Annotated in this window: 15 protein-coding genes; 9 read left to right on the forward strand and 6 right to left on the reverse strand. The window is 61.1% G+C overall.

The annotated features are described in order from the left end of the window. Window positions 1-86 precede the first annotated feature (86 nt). The 6 genes from SynRS9907_RS13255 to SynRS9907_RS13275 all read left to right on the forward strand — a co-directional run bounded on the left by SynRS9907_RS13255 (window position 87) and on the right by SynRS9907_RS13275 (window position 9,197). Window positions 87-2,099: a SwmB domain-containing protein gene (locus SynRS9907_RS13255; protein WP_188021343.1), complete on the forward strand. Its 2,013-nt coding sequence runs from the start codon at window positions 87-89 to the stop codon at window positions 2,097-2,099. 1,870 nt (window positions 2,100-3,969) lie between these two features. Next, window positions 3,970-5,385 (forward strand): Ig-like domain-containing protein, encoded by a 1,416-nt coding sequence (locus SynRS9907_RS14140; protein WP_255446054.1) that lies wholly within the window; start codon window positions 3,970-3,972, stop codon window positions 5,383-5,385. 39 nt (window positions 5,386-5,424) lie between these two features. After that, entirely contained in the window at window positions 5,425-7,356 is a 1,932-nt protein-coding gene (mnmG, locus tag SynRS9907_RS13260; protein WP_188021344.1) for a tRNA uridine-5-carboxymethylaminomethyl(34) synthesis enzyme MnmG, read from the forward strand. Between the two features lie 24 nt (window positions 7,357-7,380). After that, on the forward strand, window positions 7,381-8,073 hold the full coding sequence (locus SynRS9907_RS13265; RefSeq protein WP_255445926.1) for a pilus assembly protein PilZ: 693 nt from the start codon (window positions 7,381-7,383) through the stop codon (window positions 8,071-8,073). Further along, window positions 8,070-8,669 (forward strand): chorismate lyase, encoded by a 600-nt coding sequence (locus tag SynRS9907_RS13270; protein WP_188022495.1) that lies wholly within the window; start codon window positions 8,070-8,072, stop codon window positions 8,667-8,669. Before SynRS9907_RS13265 ends, SynRS9907_RS13270 begins: the two co-directional genes overlap by 4 nt. Window positions 8,670-8,759: 90 nt before the next feature. Further along, window positions 8,760-9,197, forward strand: coding sequence for a hypothetical protein (locus tag SynRS9907_RS13275; RefSeq protein WP_188021345.1), 438 nt, complete (start codon window positions 8,760-8,762; stop codon window positions 9,195-9,197). Here SynRS9907_RS13275 and SynRS9907_RS13280 read toward each other — a convergent pair. Together SynRS9907_RS13280 and SynRS9907_RS13285 are read right to left on the reverse strand one after the other, a co-directional pair. After that, window positions 9,194-9,730, reverse strand: coding sequence for a hypothetical protein (locus tag SynRS9907_RS13280; protein WP_188021346.1), 537 nt, complete (start codon window positions 9,728-9,730; stop codon window positions 9,194-9,196). The genes SynRS9907_RS13275 and SynRS9907_RS13280 overlap by 4 nt on opposite strands. Before the next feature lie 105 nt (window positions 9,731-9,835). Beyond that, complete coding sequence (locus tag SynRS9907_RS13285) at window positions 9,836-10,378, reverse strand: SprT family zinc-dependent metalloprotease (protein ID WP_115009846.1); 543 nt, start codon at window positions 10,376-10,378, stop codon at window positions 9,836-9,838. Between the two features lie 78 nt (window positions 10,379-10,456). On the opposite strand from SynRS9907_RS13285, the gene SynRS9907_RS13290 reads away from it, so the two are divergent. Genes SynRS9907_RS13290 through SynRS9907_RS13300 form a run of 3 tightly spaced genes read left to right on the forward strand, consistent with a single transcriptional unit; the run spans window position 10,457 to window position 13,093 of the window. Next, the gene (locus SynRS9907_RS13290; RefSeq protein WP_114987734.1) at window positions 10,457-10,876 is read left to right on the forward strand and encodes a hypothetical protein; all 420 of its coding nucleotides are present in this window, start codon (window positions 10,457-10,459) and stop codon (window positions 10,874-10,876) included. Then, complete coding sequence (gene ligA, locus SynRS9907_RS13295) at window positions 10,869-12,911, forward strand: NAD-dependent DNA ligase LigA (protein WP_188021347.1); 2,043 nt, start codon at window positions 10,869-10,871, stop codon at window positions 12,909-12,911. Before SynRS9907_RS13290 ends, ligA begins: the two co-directional genes overlap by 8 nt. Beyond that, complete coding sequence (locus tag SynRS9907_RS13300; protein WP_188021348.1) at window positions 12,908-13,093, forward strand: hypothetical protein; 186 nt, start codon at window positions 12,908-12,910, stop codon at window positions 13,091-13,093. The genes ligA and SynRS9907_RS13300 overlap by 4 nt, the downstream gene beginning before the upstream one ends. Here the strand turns inward: SynRS9907_RS13300 and SynRS9907_RS13305 are convergent. From SynRS9907_RS13305 to SynRS9907_RS13320, 4 genes are read right to left on the reverse strand one after another with little or no spacing between them, the layout of a single operon-like run. After that, entirely contained in the window at window positions 13,069-13,692 is a 624-nt protein-coding gene (locus SynRS9907_RS13305) for a TVP38/TMEM64 family protein (protein WP_188021349.1), read from the reverse strand. The genes SynRS9907_RS13300 and SynRS9907_RS13305 overlap by 25 nt on opposite strands. A 34-nt stretch (window positions 13,693-13,726) precedes the next feature. Then, on the reverse strand, window positions 13,727-14,515 hold the full coding sequence (locus tag SynRS9907_RS13310; protein WP_188022496.1) for an ABC transporter permease: 789 nt from the start codon (window positions 14,513-14,515) through the stop codon (window positions 13,727-13,729). Further along, entirely contained in the window at window positions 14,515-15,312 is a 798-nt protein-coding gene (locus SynRS9907_RS13315) for an ABC-2 family transporter protein (RefSeq protein WP_188021350.1), read from the reverse strand. The genes SynRS9907_RS13310 and SynRS9907_RS13315 overlap by 1 nt, the downstream gene beginning before the upstream one ends. Continuing rightward, window positions 15,312-16,286 carry an ATP-binding cassette domain-containing protein gene (locus tag SynRS9907_RS13320; protein ID WP_188021351.1) on the reverse strand — a complete coding sequence of 325 codons (975 nt, stop codon included), beginning with the start codon at window positions 16,284-16,286 and terminating at the stop codon, window positions 15,312-15,314. The genes SynRS9907_RS13315 and SynRS9907_RS13320 overlap by 1 nt, the downstream gene beginning before the upstream one ends. Window position 16,287: the final 1 nt, after the last annotated feature.

The raw sequence follows: 16,287 nt of genomic DNA on the forward strand, positions 1-16,287 counted from the left end.
AAGGACATAAATCAGTTGATTTCTGCGTTGAGTGATGACGCACGGGAGACCTATTCGGAGTATTCGGTAAGAGGCCTTCCAAGAGCTTGACCGCACCCGTCTTCCAGTCGGCGGCCACCTCGGCTGACGGCTCAACCCTCACTCTCAGCTACGACCAGGCTCTCTCCTCAACAACCGCAGCCACCTCGGACTTCGCGGTTACAACCGCTGGCTCAGCCAATGTCGTAACCGCTGTTTCCACCTCCGGCAGCGACGTCGAACTCACCCTCACCACGCCTGTTTTCAAGGATCAGAGCGTCAGCGTTGCCTACACCGATCCCAGCACTGGAACTAACGACGCCAATGCCGTTCAAGACAGCGCAGGCAATGACGCCGCTTCACTGTCCGCAACAGCAGTTACCAACAACTCCACCTACGTAGAGGGCCTGCAAGTTGAACTCTTTAGCGGGATCAACTTCGATGGACTAATTCAAAGACAGCAAGAAGAAACTATATATTTTGACGACAGCTACATAACAGATGCTGGAGGAAATCACGAGACCTGGTCAACGCGCAGCTACGGACAAATCCAGGCCTATACGACAGGAACAAACACTTGGGAAACCCGCAGCGACGACAGAATCCGCATCTGGATTAATGGTGAAGCAGCTCAAAATTGGTCAACTGATCACTCTTCCAACTTTGCAAACAACGGTTACGGATGGGGAGATGTTGTCGCCAATAATCTGGTGGCTGGCCAGTGGTATGACATCAAAATTGAATTCGCCGAAAACACACAGGTATCAAGATTAAAGCTTGCTCATAAAAGTGATCGATCATTCGTCGACGAACTTCGCTTCAACACAAAAGCGCCCATCTTCCAATCGGCAGCCACCTCAACAGACGGCAGCAAAGTTGTTCTGACCTACGACGAGGACCTCTCCTATGAGGAAGCAAGCGACTGGGTGGATGCCCCTAACACCGGCACCTCTTCCACCATCGCCCCCTCCTCAAGTTTTGCAGTCACCGCTGATGGCACAGCCAATGCAGTCACTGCAGTTGCCGTCTCCGGATCCACCGTTGAGCTCACTCTCACCAACACGATCACATCAGATCAGACAGTCCTCGTTTCTTACAGCGATCCCAACCTTGGATCGAGTCTAAATAACAACGACGTCAATGCTATTCAAGGCATCCAGGGAAATGACGCCGCTTCCATAACAAATAAAGCCGTTACTAATAACTCCAGCGTCATTGCAAACGGCGTCACCATCGCCCAGACCGGTACCGACGATGGTGCCGGCAATCTTCTCACCACAGAAGCCGGCAGCACCACAACATTCACCGTCGTTCTCGACGCTCAGCCCACAGACACCGTCACCGTCTCCATCTCGGGGCTTGATACATCAGAAAACTCCCTAGATACAGACACACTCACCTTCACAACCGCCAACTGGAATACTCCCCAAACCGTCACCGTCACCGGTGTCAACGACGATGTCGATGACGGTGACATCACCACTACCCTCACCGCCACCGCCTCCAACACCGGTGGCTACGCAGGCACAGAAACCGACACCACAACAGTCAAAAACACAGACGACGACACCAACGGCATCACCATTGCCCAGACCGGTTCCACCTCCGGATCCGATCTCCTCACCACAGAAGCTGGATCCTCCTCCACATTCACTGTCGTCCTCGACGCACAACCCACAGACACCGTCACCGTCTCCATCTCAGGGCTCGATACATCTGAAAACTCCCTCAGTTCAGACACCCTCTCCTTCACAACCGCCAACTGGAATACTCCCCAAACCGTCACCGTCACTGGCGTTGATGACACCCTCCTCGACGGCGATATCACCACCACCCTCACCGCCACCGCATCCAACACCGGTGGTTACGCAGGCACCGAATCAACCACCACAACCGTCAAAAATACCGACGACGACACCAGACGACGACACCAACGGCATCACCATTGCCCAGACCGGTTCCACCTCCGGATCCGATCTCCTCACCACAGAAGCTGGATCCTCCTCCACATTCACTGTCGTCCTCGACGCACAACCCACAGACACCGTCACCGTCTCCATCTCAGGGCTCGATACATCTGAAAACTCCCTCAGTTCAGACACCCTCTCCTTCACAACCGCCAACTGGAATACTCCCCAAACCGTCACCGTCACTGGCGTTGATGACACCCTCCTCGACGGCGATATCACCACCACCCTCACCGCCACCGCATCCAACACCGGTGGTTACGCAGGCACCGAATCAACCACCACAACCGTCAAAAATACCGACGACGACACCAGAGCAACGCTGGAGATCGCCGATGTGACTGTCAATGAAGCATCCCCATACGTTGTCTTCAGAGTTGAAACATCAGGCAAACAAACATTTTCACTCTCCATTAGCGATCAAGCACCGGGGTATCAAGGCTCTGACAACGATATCAATGCAATCGATGCCCAAGGCGCGTATGTCGATAGCGATTACACCAACGCGATTCAGATCTATGACGGAAAAATCTGGGCTGACCATTCCCTGAACGAGACAATCACCACTCCGAATGCAGGCTCAGTCCTTCTAGCACGGGTCCCCTTAATTAATGACACGGTCTATGAAGGTGCCCATGCCTTCCAACTCAGAGCAAGACGCTCAGACAACAAAAGCGTGACCGCAATGGCCATTATTGGTGACGCAGGGATAGGGGCAGTCTTCAATAATAGCGGCGTAGATGATCCAAAAGCCAACAGAAACGATGATCGTAGAATCAAGGTCGACAACCCAATTGTTAATGAAGCATCTGACTACGTTGTTTTCACAATCAAAGGACATAGCAGCGGATCGAACATTACGCTGACCCTGCAGGACCAGAACAGCGGTGATGATCACACAAGCATCACAACACCAAATCTGGAGTTCTGGGATGGAAACAACTGGCAGACCTACAGCGCTGCCATTGTGTCTGGAACCGACTTTGACGACAGTCAGCCCTTGTTTGTCAGGGTGACCATCACCGAAGAACAGGACAACACGCGCGAAGGTTCTGAAGACTTTTTACTGCTTGTCAACGCCACGGAAGGATCATCGATCGGGGTCGCAACCATCAAGGATGACGGCACCGGAGTGAAGTACATCGGAACGATCAAGATAAACAACGGCACGCCACAGGCCGAAACAGAAACGAATGGCCTCGACGATGACTACGACAAGGACGGGATCCCACCAACGGTAGAAGAAGCCCTCGCAACCCTGGCTGCGTCACAGGGCATTGCAGGTGCCATCGGAGACATGAATGGCGATGGCAAACAGGACTCCGAGCAGAATGCCCTTGCAACCCTGGCTTGGAGGAGTGTTAGCGACTTCGAAAGTGGCAACGCGGGAACGCTGACGGACTCTGAGGCCATCATCAACATCGGAGCACTCTCCAGAAACAGCAAGCCCGATGATGACAACCTGCAAATTGAAAACATCCGAGTTCTTGATTTTCTCGACACCAATTCGTTTGGAATTAATGCAGGCAACAGCATTTCAACCAACCCATCAACAGGCGAGAAAACCGTCGATTTAGCCACGGGAGAGAGTCTGTTCACCACTTGGCCCCCCCTTGGCTTTGAACTCAAGCCAAGAGAAGGACTCGTCAATCTGACCGACGTTGATTCACAACGAGCGGGAACCCAAGCCCACGTTTATATCGACACACGTGCGTCGGACCTTGACGAGAAATCTGTCAACAGCTTCATCAAGTTTGTATCTCAGGACTCGATTAAACAGGCGCAAATCAGTGGCCAACCACTCGAGGATCTTGATGGGAACCTGATCGATCAAGAGGGCTGGTATGACTTCACGCAACGCCGCGATAATACCGGCGCCCTTAAAGGCGATGGCGCCAAGCTTGTCTTTGATAACCAAGGGAAACTTCAAGGCATCAACCTCACATTGACGGACAATCGATTCGGGGATAATGACCCTGCCGAGATGCAACTGTCTGACCCTGGCGCACTCGCCTTCCGACCAGAGAAAACAAAGGAAGAATCCAAACCACCAAAAATACGAGTCTGGACAAAAAAATCACAAATCAAAGATCACCAAAAAACAAAAATTTATTTCAGAACTTCAAAGAAAACAGACGACTTTGAACTTTCCGACATCCAGGCAGAAGGAGGGGGTTTATCAAAGTTTAAAGAGATTGACAAAAAAACCTATACGGCAATATTTAAGCCAGATTCGTCATTGAGCTGGCGAGGCAAAATACACGTTCCCAGCAAAAGCTTTAGCAGCGCCGATGGAACAAAAAACCGAGACGGCAAAGACCAGAACAACACATTAACCATCAAGCGAATTCAAGCAAAGCCAGATACTCCCAAAGAAGACATCTATCTCGTTCTGGACAACTCCAATTCAACGCAACAATCAGACGCTAAAAATCACAAGAAAATTCAATACTCTTTAGCCCTTCAGGCCCTAACAGAAAAATTTGAGGATGCCGGCTTCGAAATTCAACGCAAAGGCAAAAAACAATCAATATTATTCGAGGACTTTTTGCAAGATGTCACGAAGAAGTCAGCCAAAGAAATGACTCAGCGCCTTGAAAAATATAGCATTATTAGCGATCAAAATCAATCAAATACCAGGAACTTAAATATTCACCTCATTACTTATGGCTATTACGTTGATCACAAGCAATTTAAGCTTAAACATAAAAAACCGGAACGCGCCTTAAATATCATGCAGAGAATTTTGACAACAGAAACAGCAGCAGAGCAATTTGGGAATTCAATAAAAGGAAATTCTCAATGGAAAAAACTTGGCCTCCCTAAGCCCAACCGCTACGACCTTTATCAAGGCCGATCAGACGAGCCCTCCAACCTCTATGCCGGCACCGAACTACTCGGCGCCTTGGAAGGGTTGGACTATCTCCTGACCAAAAAAGCCAACAACCCCAACCAGCGTGATCAGTCCACATCCATCGCCCTCGTTCTTGATGGGAAGCCGGAGCGGCGCAGCTGGTGGGACACCAGAACCAATGCCGCATCTGATTCCATCACCGGCCAGGCCATTCCGCTTCCAAAAAGCCTCGGCCAAGAAGACATCACCACATCAGGCCTCCTCTACGACAACCAGGGCAACCCGCATTTTTTCAAAAACAACCAGGGCCAATGGCAATGGAAAGCGATGCAAAAAGATCTCAATTCCGCCCTCGATCGCCTTGCGACTTACTCCACAAATCCCACCACTATCCAAGTCAATGCCTATGGCCTGAACAGTACCGGCAACACCTCACTTACAACCATTTATCAAGACCTCTTCTCCAACCAAAGCTTCGACAACTCCTCCAGCAGCTGGAGCTACTCCCACCAGACCATCCAATCCCTGCAAGACCTCAACCTCTGAGGCAATACCGACGCTTCTCCAGAACCGGATAATGAAGCCATGAGCTTCAACGCCGCCCCCACCGAATCCTTCGACGTGATCGTGGTCGGCGGCGGCCATGCCGGTTGTGAAGCGGCGATCACCGCCGCCCGGCTGGGCCTGAACACCGCCCTGTTCAGCCTCAATCTCGATCGCATCGCCTGGCAGCCCTGCAACCCGGCCGTCGGCGGCCCCGCCAAAAGCCAGCTCGTTCATGAAGTGGATGCCCTCGGTGGGGTGATCGGTCGCCTGGCTGATACCACCGCCATCCAGAAGCGCATCCTCAACGCCAGCCGCGGCCCGGCGGTGTGGGCCCTTCGCGCCCAAACCGATAAGCGCCTCTATTCCCGCCAGATGCTGCAGCTGCTGCAGCACACCCCCAACCTCGCCCTGCGCGAAGCGATGGTGACCGGCCTGGAAACCAGCGGTGAAGGCGACCAGCAACGCATCTGCGGCATCCGCACCTATTTCAGCAGCGTCTATGGCGCTGAAGCCGTCATCCTCACCGCCGGCACCTTCCTCGGCGGCCGCATCTGGGTGGGGCATCAATCCATGGCCGCCGGCCGAGCTGGTGAACAGGCCGCCGAAGGGCTCACCGAAGCGCTGCAGCAGCTCGGCTTCCAGACCGACCGGCTCAAAACCGGCACCCCCGCCCGGGTGGACCGGCGCAGCATCGCCCTCGATCAACTGGAGGAGCAGCCCAGCGATGCGGCCGATCGCTTCTTCTCCTTTGACCCCGCCGCCTGGGTGAGCGGTGAGCAGATGAGCTGCCACATCACCCGCACCACCGCCAAAACCCATCAGCTGATCCGCGACAACCTGCACCTCACCGCCATCTACGGCGGTGTGATCGACAGCAAAGGTCCGCGCTATTGCCCCTCAATCGAAGACAAGATCGTTCGCTTCGCAGACAAGGACAGCCACCAGATCTTTCTCGAGCCGGAGGGGCGCGACACGCCGGAGATCTATGTGCAGGGCTTCTCCACCGGCCTGCCGGAACCGATGCAGCTGCAACTGCTGCGCAGCCTGCCGGGCCTGGAGCAAGCCGTGATGCTGCGGCCGGCCTACTCGGTGGATTACGACTATCTGCCCGCCACCCAACTCAAGCCTTCCCTGGAGACCAAGCGGGTGCGCGGTCTTTTCAGCGCCGGCCAGCTCAATGGCACCACGGGCTATGAGGAAGCCGCAGCCCAGGGCCTGGTGGCCGGCGTCAACGCCGCCCGCCTGATCGGCGGCCAGGAGCCAGTGCACTTCCCACGCGAGGGCAGCTACATCGGCACGATGATCGACGATCTGGTGAGCAAAGACCTGCGCGAGCCCTACCGGGTGCTCACCAGCCGCAGCGAATACCGGTTGATCCTTCGGGGCGACAACGCCGACCGCCGCCTCACACCGTTGGGCCGTGAACTGGGCCTGATCGACGACCGCCGCTGGCAGCTGTTCGAAGACAAACTCCAGGCAATGGAGAGCGAAAAGCAACGGCTGGAAACCGTGCGGCTCAAGGTGAGCGATCCGGTGGCCCCAGCCGTGGAAGAGGAAACCGGTGCAGCGATCAAAGGCTCGATCACCCTGGCCGACCTGCTGCGCCGGCCCGGCATGCACGCCGCCGATCTGGTGCGCCATGGCCTGGCCGATGCCGATCTGCCTCTGCCGGTGCGCGAGGGGGCGGAGATCGACATCAAATACAGCGGCTACCTGCAACGGCAGCAACAGCAGATCGATCAGGTGAAACGCCAGAGCCAGCGCAAGCTGCCGGCCGACCTCAACTACGCCGGCATCGGCACACTTTCCAACGAAGCCCGCGAAAAGCTCACGGCGATTCAACCCAGCACCCTGGGGCAGGCCAGCCGCATCCCCGGCGTCAGCAAAGCCGACATCACCGCCCTGCTGATGTGGCTGGAACTGCAGCAAAGGGAACGCCAACCCCTCGCCCCCACCGCAGAAGCTCGATAGCGTTGGACTCCTGAAACCTCTGCAGTGCCAGCCCGGGTTCCCACCTCACGTGCCTACTGGAACCTGCGGGCTGAGCAGGTGGTGGACAGCGTGTTTGACCATGAGACGGGTACCGCCCAAAACCAGCCGCACCTGGTGCCGGTGGATGTGGATGTGCACGAACCAACAACCCAACCAAGCGAACCCAGCGAGCGCCGCTCCCCCTCCACCTGGCTGCTGCCGCTGATCAGTGGCATCGCCGTTGCCGGAGTGATCTGCAGCGCCTGGCTGGTGAGCAGCCTGCAACGCTCCCGCTTGGAGCTGGAACGGAAGCAAAACGCCGACATGATCGAGCAGCTGCGCGAGCAAGTGGCGGCCCAACAAAACCGCGCCGAAGAGATGGCAACGCCCGAGGAGGCCTCCCATGCCATCCAAAGCCTGGAACCGCTGACCCTGCCGATCCAACAGCCGCCGATCCAACAGCCGTTGACGGTCGATCCCCTGAACAGCGAGCAGGGATTGGTGCCAATGGAACCGGCCCCGCAACTCACCGGTGTGGTGAAGGGCCCCGGTGGCAGCAGTTCCGCCATTTTTCAACTGGGGCAGGGATCGGTGTCCGCCGGCATCAGTGAAGCGATCGGCAGCAGCGGCTGGGTGCTCAGCGAGGTCACTGACAGCGGTGCCGTGATCAGCCGCAACGGCCAACGCCAAACCCTTTCGGTGGGAGGACTGTTCTGAACCCCGCCCCCCGTCTTCACCCATCACCGCACCAGCTCTGGCAAGCCCCCACCGACGCCGTGCTTTCAGCGGAGGGGCCACGTCAACTGCCTGGCCCCTGGCGGCTGATGCTGCTGGGCGATGGCAGCCCCACCCGCCACCTGCGCCTGCTCACCGGTTCGCCCGTTGCCGTGGATCTGATCGCCATGGAGGCCGACCAGACCGACCACCCCGGGGCACCGAAGGAGGTGAAGGAATTGATGGCACCACTGCTGCGCCGCCAGGTGTGGCTTACCTGCGGCGGCACCCCGCTGGCCTGGGCCGAAAGCTGGTGGAACCAGGCCGAAGCGGATTGGCATCTGCGGGACCGCAACCAGCCGATCTGGAAAAGCCTCACCGAAGGCCGTTCCGAGCTGTTCCGTGAGGTGGATGGCTTGGCACTGGTGGAGGGGGACTGGCTCGACCAGACCTTTGGCCATCGCGGCCCCTACTGGAGCCGCCATTACCGCTTCTTCCGCCAGGGCAAGGCCCTCACCGTGATTCGCGAAGTGTTCAGCCCGCAACTCGAAACCTGGCTCGGGCCCACGCTGCGCCAGGAGTTTCAACAAAATTCATGAACAAACCTGCGGGTTTGTTGGGATTTGCTCTTGACAACTTGCCATTGGTTGTGCTCACAGGAAGATGTGGCCAATTCGGTGCACCGTGTCATGGCTGCCACCTCCTCCTGGCTCAGCCTCACCGACCTCGGTCGGATCTACGGCATTTCGGCGATTCACTGCGGCAAGACCCTCGAACATCAAGGCTGGCGTGACAGGCGGGGCCGCCCCACCCAAAGCGCCCTCGACGCCAACGCCGCCATGCAGACCGGCCCCCATGGCCAAGGACGCACGGTTCTCTGGAACCGCACGGTCTGCAGCCAGCTGCTGGAACAGAAGGGCTATGAACCGATGAGCCGCAGCCTGCAAGTGGAGCAGTGGACCCAACTGCTGGAAGCGCTGCAGGTGGGATCCCCATCGATCACCGCCACAGCAGACCAGATGGCCGAAGAGATGCCCGGAGAGCTGCTCGAGGATGTGAACCACCAGCTCGCTGCACGGGGCTGCCGCTACCAGGTCAGCCCACGCTCACTGCACCCCAGCCATTAGTCGATCCGGCGGCGGCTGGAGCGGGGCAAGGCCCGGCGAGAGCCTGCTGGATTGGGCGCGGCTTCGGGTTCCGGACGGGCTGCCGGCTGGGCAGAGCGCGACCAGCGCTGCACCCGAAAGCTGTCGTCCTCCGGCCACTCGCCCTGGTCTGCTGCGTTGAACTCCTGAGCCACAGGTGGCGTTGATGGGGGCGCTGGAGCCTGCGCTGCTGCTCCGCGACGGCTCCGGCGGGAGATCGCCTCAAGGGGTCGACGGGCTGAACGCGTCGAACGTGCGGGCTCTGGCCGGCCACGGCCAGCCTCTTGCCAGGGCTCCTGCCAGTCGTCGTCCTCTTCCAGCAGCCACTCAACCTTTTCGCCGACCCAGCGGCCCACCGAATCGAGATCCAAACCGGAGCGCCGCCCTCCAGGCCGTTGTCCTGGTCGCCGACCGGACACCCCATCCACGAGCTGACGGCCGGTTTCCAAGAACTGGTCGAGACGGCGATCCCGCTGATCACGGAACCGGTCCAACCGATCGAAGCGCTCCTCCATCCCCTGACGTTACCGACGGCGGCGGCGCAACCACTGTTCCCGCCGCAATCCCAGCAACACAATCACCACACCGCCGCACTCCAGGGTGAGCCAGAACACCTCCATCTAACCCTCCGCCTCCACGTAGCTGAGCACGCAGCTGGCATCCCAGCGGCCATGGAAATGCTCGACGCAACAGGCCCGGCAAGCGGCATTGCGTGTGCGCCTTCGGCAGGGGGTGCGGCGGCCGCAACGGGGACAGACCGCCAGCCAGCGGGGCGGCCGGGGCGGCACGGGATAGCTGTGGCGGATGCTCACCTGAAACCGGCTCTGGGCCGCATTAATGGCGGCCATCCGGGCCCGGAACAGCGGCCCGTGGCTTTCGCGGCGACGCTGCACCAGATCAACCCAGGCGTGGATCATCTCGTGGCAGAGCGTGCTTTCCGTGGCGATCTGCGGCAAGGGCTCAAGCACCGGCCGCGACAGCACGATCTCGCTGCCGCGGCCCTCACCCACACCGGGGCCACGGCGGTAGAACCCCGCCGTGCGGCTCATCCGGCCATCGCTCCAGCGCACCGCCGTCAGCGGCTGGCCCCCATCCACCAAAGCACCGCCGAAATGCTCCCGGTTAAGGCGGTGAAACAGCGGCAGCAGGGGCTGCAAAGGCACAGAACGGGGGGGAGGAGATCCGAATCAGCGCCATCCTGCCGTGGTCAGTCAGACTCGGCCCTGCTTTGACAGCTGGTGATGGAACTGGGACTGGTGCGGGAGATCGGCAGCAAAGCTCTGCTGGCCGGGGGTCTCACCCTGCTGGGGTACTGGATCTACAACGCCGTGAAGCTGGTGCTCGACGCCCGCGGCATCAATCCCCTGATCAAGCAGTTCTTCACCCAGGTGGCTGCCGGCCGCATCGATGCCGCCTACCTGCTCACCACCAAGGCCTACCGCCAGCACGTGAGCCGCCAGCAGTTCATCCGCTTCCTGGCGGGCCTGAAGCTGAACAAATTCCGCAATCTCAAGTCCGGCCGCCCCCGCGTGCAGGAGGGCAACTTGATCCTCACCGTGAAGCTGAAGTCCGAAGGCGACGAAGAGCTCCCCCTCGACTTCACCTTCACCAAGGTGGACGACAACTGGCGCATTGCCCGCATCAACCAGGTCAATGGCTGATCCGCACGAGCGGGCCGCGGAACTGCGGCAGCTGCTCAACCGTGCCGGCCACGCCTATTACGTTCTCGATTCTCCGGTGATGGAGGACGCGGTCTACGACCGCCTCTATCGCGAGTTGCTCGAGCTGGAACAGAAGCATCCGGACCTGCAACGGTCCGACAGCCCCACCCAGCGGGTGGGCGGAGCTCCGGCGGAGGGGTTCACCAGCGTTGAGCACCGCGTGGGCATGCTCAGCCTCGACAACGCCTTCAACCGCGACGACCTGCAGGCCTGGCACGAGCGGCTGCTCAAGGTGCTGGACCGTCCCAGCGACACCCGCCTGCCCCTGGTGGGGGAACTCAAAATTGACGGCAACGCCCTGGCCCTGAGCTACCGCAATGGGGTGCTGGAGCGAGCCGCCACCCGAGGCGATGGCAGCCGCGGTGAAGAGATCACCGCCAACGTGCGCACGATCAGCTCGATTCCGCTGCGGCTGCAAATCGAGAACCCACCGGACTGGGTGGAAGTGCGAGGAGAAGCCTTCATCCCTGATGCCACCCTCGCGGCGATCAATGCCGAACGGGAACAACGGGGTGAAGCGCTGTTCGCCAATCCCCGCAACGCCTGCGCCGGCACTCTGCGCCAACTGGATCCGAAGGTGGTGGCCGCCCGCCGGCTCGACTTCTTCGCTTACACCCTGCACCTGCCGGGTGACACCCAACCCCCCGGCCAATGGGCAGCTCTTGAGTGGCTGAACTCGGCCGGTTTCCGCGTGAACCCGAACCGAGAGCTCTGCGGAGACCTGGCCGCCATCCAGCGCTTCTGCGACCACTGGGAGCAGGGTCGCCATGACCTCCCCTATGCCACCGACGGCGTGGTGGTGAAGCTGGACGACCTTCAGCTGCAGGACGAAGCCGGCTTCACCCAGAAGGCCCCGCGCTGGGCCATCGCCCTCAAATACCCAGCCGAAGAAGCCCCCACCCGTCTGCTCCGCGTTGGTGCTCAGGTGGGCCGCACCGGTGCGATCACCCCCGTCGCCGAATTCGAGGCAGTCGCCCTGGCCGGCACCAGCGTCAGCCGCGCCACCCTCCACAACGCCGATCGGATCGCTGAACTGGATCTGCACCTGGGCGACACCATCGTGGTGCGCAAGGCCGGGGAGATCATTCCCGAAGTGGTGCGGGTGCTGCCGGAGCTCAGGCCCAGCGACGCCACCCCGGTGCAACTGCCGCAGCACTGCCCTGAATGTGGCTCCAACCTGGTGCGGGAGGGCGATGAAGCCGCCACCCGCTGCGTGAACAGCAGCTGCCCGGCGATCCTGCGGGGTGGCCTGCGGCACTGGGTAAGCAAAGGAGCCCTGGATGTGGATGGGCTTGGCAGCAAGTTGATCGAACAGCTGGTGGACCGCGGCCTGGTGGGCTCGCTGGCGGATCTCTACCGCCTGGATGCGGCCCTGCTCGCCAGCCTGGATCGGATGGGCGACAAGTCGGCCACCAACCTGGTGGAGGCCCTGGAGGCCTCCAAACAACAGCCGTGGCACCGCCAGCTCTACGGCCTTGGCATCCGCCACATCGGCGAGGTCAACGCCAAAGCGCTCGCGGCCGCTTTCTTCAGCATCGACAGCCTGGCGGCAGCAGCGCTGGAAGCCCCGGAGCAGATCGCCGAACTGCATGGCATCGGCCCGGAAATCAGCGCAAGCCTGTGCCAATGGCTGCGCACCCCCGCCAACCAACAGCTGCTGCAGGACTTGCGCAGCGTTGGGCTCTCCCTGGAGGCGAGTGCCTCCGAGCAGCAGGCCGCCAGCCAAGCCGGAGCTGACGCCGACGGCGTGCTGCAGGGCAAGACCCTGGTGCTCACGGGCACACTCCCCAACCTCAGCCGCAGCGAAGCCAAAGCGCTGATCGAAGCAGCGGGTGGCAAGGTGAGCGGCAGCGTCAGCAAGAAGACCGACTATTTGGTGGCTGGCGAAGCCGCCGGCAGCAAACTGACCAAAGCCGAAAGCCTCGGGGTGACGGTGCTCAGCGAAGCCGACCTCACTGCCCTGCTGCAGCCATGAGCCCATCCACCCCTGCCCTGCACCGCTGGATCAAAACCGACTGCGGACGAGCCAAGTTGGCTGAGCTGCAGCAGCGCACCGGACCCACCGCCCGCGTGCGCCTGGCCTGGTTCATCCTGATCGCTGCCCTGCGGGACTGGCGTCTGCCCAATCCCGATCAGAGAGACGTCTCCACATCCTGAAGCGCCCGCCGGGCGGCTCGGCTCACCAGCCAGACCACGGCCAACGTGGCAAGCACCCCCACCAGCCGCAGTGCCCAGGTGCCTGCATCGGCCTCACCCCCCAGCACCTCACCGAACCGGGCCACATCGCCGGCCAAGGCCCCCAAGCCGCAGAACAGCACCGTGCCAGGGAGGATTCCGATCAAGCCGATGCTGTAATCCCGCAGGCTCACCTCACTGAGGCCGTAGGCCAGGTTGAGCAGCGAGAAGGGAAAGGCGGGCGAGAGGCGCGTCAGCAACACCAACTTCAGGCCCTCCTTGCTCACGGCCCGCTCCACCGCCTGCAACTTGGGGAACTGCTCCAACCGGCGCCGGGCCCAGTCGCGCAGCACCGAACGCCCCAGCAGAAACACCACCACCGCCCCGAGGCAGGCCCCAACAAACACCAGGCCACTGCCAAGCCAGGTGCCATAGAGCACCCCGGCCAGCATCGACGCCCAAACCCCCGGCAGCAGCAGCGTCACCCAGAGGGCATAGAGCGGCATGAACAACAGAGCCCCAGCGGGGGAGCGCAGCAGCTCCAACACATCCGGCAGCCAGTGCTGAACCAAGGAGATCAAGCGGAATCACCCACACATGGCGTGGAGCATTGCACTAACTCGATGCTGAGGTGTAGAAGCGCAGGGCAAAGAGCCAGAAGGCCCGCGCCGCCGCAAAGAACAGCACCGCCAGAGCCAAGCCCGCCAGCAGCATTGGTGCGGCGGCCTCACCCAACAGCACCTGGGCCGGAACCGTGGTGAGAAAGGCCACCGGCAGCACCAGGGTGAACAGCAGGCGCAGGGCAGGCGGGTAGGCGTTGAGGGGATAACGGCCGGAGGCCAGCAGGGCCCGCAACACCTCAGTGGCATTCCAGGTTTTGACGAACCAGATGCTGGTGGCAGCGATCAGAAACCAGAGCGAATAAAGGATCAAGCCACCGGCCAGCAGCATCACCAGCACGGTGAAGAGAGAGGACAGGCTGAACACCACACCGGCCTGATGGCACCCCCAGGCCAGAAGCCCAAGCCCCAGGGCGATCTCCGGCAGCCCCGCTGGCGAGAGCGTGCGCAGCGACAACCAAAACTGGCTGTCGATCGGTTTGAGCAGCACGAAGTCCAGGGTGCCCTCACGCACATGGGTGACGATCGCCCCGAGGTTGGGGCGCAACCAGGTGGTGGCCATGCCATCGAACACCGTGTAAAGCCCCTGCACCATCAGGGCCTGGGCCCAGCTCCAGCCCCCCAACGTTTGATCAGGGCCGTAGAACAACGAGAGCAGGAACAGGCTGCCGCTGAGGCTCATCGCCACCGCCAGCAGCTCGATCAGCACGTTGGCCTGATACTCCAGCTGCACGGCCACGGCCGTGCCCCAGAAGCGACGCAGGGTTCGCCAGTAGCGCCCCATCAGGCCCCCATGGCGCTGTAGCGCCGCACGCCGGCCCGCCAGAGCAGCAGCACCAGCGGCAACAACAGAGCGATCCAAGCCAGTTGCGCCCCAAAGCCCGCCAACAGATCCACCGGCTGGCCGGCCAGCACCCGGGCCGGGAAGTCGATCAAATAGGGGAAGGGCGTCCACTGGGCCAGGGCCCGCACCACCGGCGGAAAGGCCGTGAGCGGTGCCAGCAGACCGGACAGGAAGAGAAAGGGAATGAACTGAAGCCGCTCCAGGGCACTGGCCTTTTCACTCCAGAAGCAGAGGGCCGCAATCAAGCTCTGGAACAGAAAGGCGATGGCGAAGGCCATCCAGGTGGCCAGCCAGGCCAGCAGGAAGCCCCCCAACGACGGCAACCAGAAAGCCTGGGGCCGCACCGCAACAAACACCGCCGCAATCAGGGCCGCAAAGGGCAGACGGGTGAGCTGCTCGCCGAGGTGGGCGGCCACATAACGCCAGAGCGGATGCAGCGGCTGCAGCAGGTAAGGAGAGAGCCGGCCCAGCAGGGCGTCTTCCTCGAAGGCATAGACCACCCACACCACCGAGAACTGACGCACCAGAAAGGCGCTGAGGAAATAGCGATCCAGGGCCACACCATCCAGCCCCAGCCCCGAGCGCGCGTCGCTGCCGCTCCAGACGCTGAGCATGATGAACGGCAGCACCCCGGACAAAGCCCAGAGGGCGATCTCAGCGCGGTACTCGAGCATGTGGGCGTACTGGGAGCCCAGCAGCACCCGGATGATCCGCCGGTTCAGCCCGAAGATCCGCATCAGACCCGCCCCTGCCGGAACAACCCACCGATCAGCTCTTCGATCGGTGGATCGGTCACATCCAGATCACGCACGGGGAAGCGATCCAGCAGTTGCGCCACCACGGCGGTGAGCTGATCGCGGGGCACCAGCAGCCGCACATCACAGCCCTCCAGCTGCTCCAGACGCCCCAACCCCGCCAAGGCATCGGCTGCAACGGGCGACTCCAACTCGAGCCGCACCTCCCGCTCCGGTGCCAACTGATCAGCCAGCGCTTCCAGAGGGCCGTCGTGGAACAACCGCCCCTGGTGGATCAACAGCACCCGGGGGCACAACGCCGTGATGTCAGCCATGTAGTGGCTGGTGAGCAGCACCGTTGCCCCCGTTCGGCGGTTGTACTCCGCCAGGAACTGCCGCACCCGGGCCTGGGCATTCACATCCAACCCCAGGGTCGGTTCATCGAGGAACAACACCTCCGGCTCATGCAGCAGGGCCGCCAACAGTTCGGCCTTCATCCGCTGGCCCAGGGAAAGCTTGCGCACCGGCCGGGTGAGTTCCTCCCCCAGCTCCAGCAGATCGGCAAGTTCGCTGATCCTCCTCCGGGCCACAGCATCGGGAATGCCGTAGACCGCCGCATTCACCCGCAGTGAATCCATCGGCGGCAGGTCCCAGAGCAGCTGCTGCTTCTGCCCCATCACCAGGGTGATCCGGCGCAGGAACTCCGCCTGACGGCGCTGGGGCCGGTGCCCCGCCACCTGCACCTCGCCGGCGCTGGGGTGGATCAAGCCGCAGAGCATCTTCAGGGTGGTGGTTTTGCCGGCGCCGTTGGCACCGAGGAAGCCCACCATCTCCCCGGGCTCAATCCGGAAGGAAACGTCCTGCACCGCGGTGACGTCCCGGGTGCGGCGGCGGATGAAATGGCGCAGAGTGCCGGCCAAGCCGGGCTGCTTCTCGGCAACCCGGTAGATCTTGCTCAGCCCCTCAACCTGAATCACC

It is taken from the genome of Synechococcus sp. RS9907 (assembly GCF_014279615.1).
Lineage (GTDB): Bacteria > Cyanobacteriota > Cyanobacteriia > PCC-6307 > Cyanobiaceae > Parasynechococcus.

Bases quoted from the DNA above. Each gene is read 5' to 3' on its own strand.
- SynRS9907_RS13275 (WP_188021345.1), top strand. From the start codon at position 8,760: ATGGCTGCCACCTCCTCCTGGCTCAGCCTCACCGACCTCGGTCGGATC.
- SynRS9907_RS14140 (WP_255446054.1), top strand. From the start codon at position 3,970: ATGCAACTGTCTGACCCTGGCGCACTCGCCTTCCGACCAGAGAAAACA.
- SynRS9907_RS13290 (WP_114987734.1), top strand. From the start codon at position 10,457: ATGGAACTGGGACTGGTGCGGGAGATCGGCAGCAAAGCTCTGCTGGCC.
- ligA (WP_188021347.1), top strand. From the start codon at position 10,869: ATGGCTGATCCGCACGAGCGGGCCGCGGAACTGCGGCAGCTGCTCAAC.
- SynRS9907_RS13280 (WP_188021346.1), bottom strand. From the start codon at position 9,730: ATGGAGGAGCGCTTCGATCGGTTGGACCGGTTCCGTGATCAGCGGGAT.
- mnmG (WP_188021344.1), top strand. From the start codon at position 5,425: ATGAGCTTCAACGCCGCCCCCACCGAATCCTTCGACGTGATCGTGGTC.
- SynRS9907_RS13310 (WP_188022496.1), bottom strand. From the start codon at position 14,515: ATGGGGCGCTACTGGCGAACCCTGCGTCGCTTCTGGGGCACGGCCGTG.
- SynRS9907_RS13315 (WP_188021350.1), bottom strand. From the start codon at position 15,312: ATGCGGATCTTCGGGCTGAACCGGCGGATCATCCGGGTGCTGCTGGGC.
- SynRS9907_RS13300 (WP_188021348.1), top strand. From the start codon at position 12,908: ATGAGCCCATCCACCCCTGCCCTGCACCGCTGGATCAAAACCGACTGC.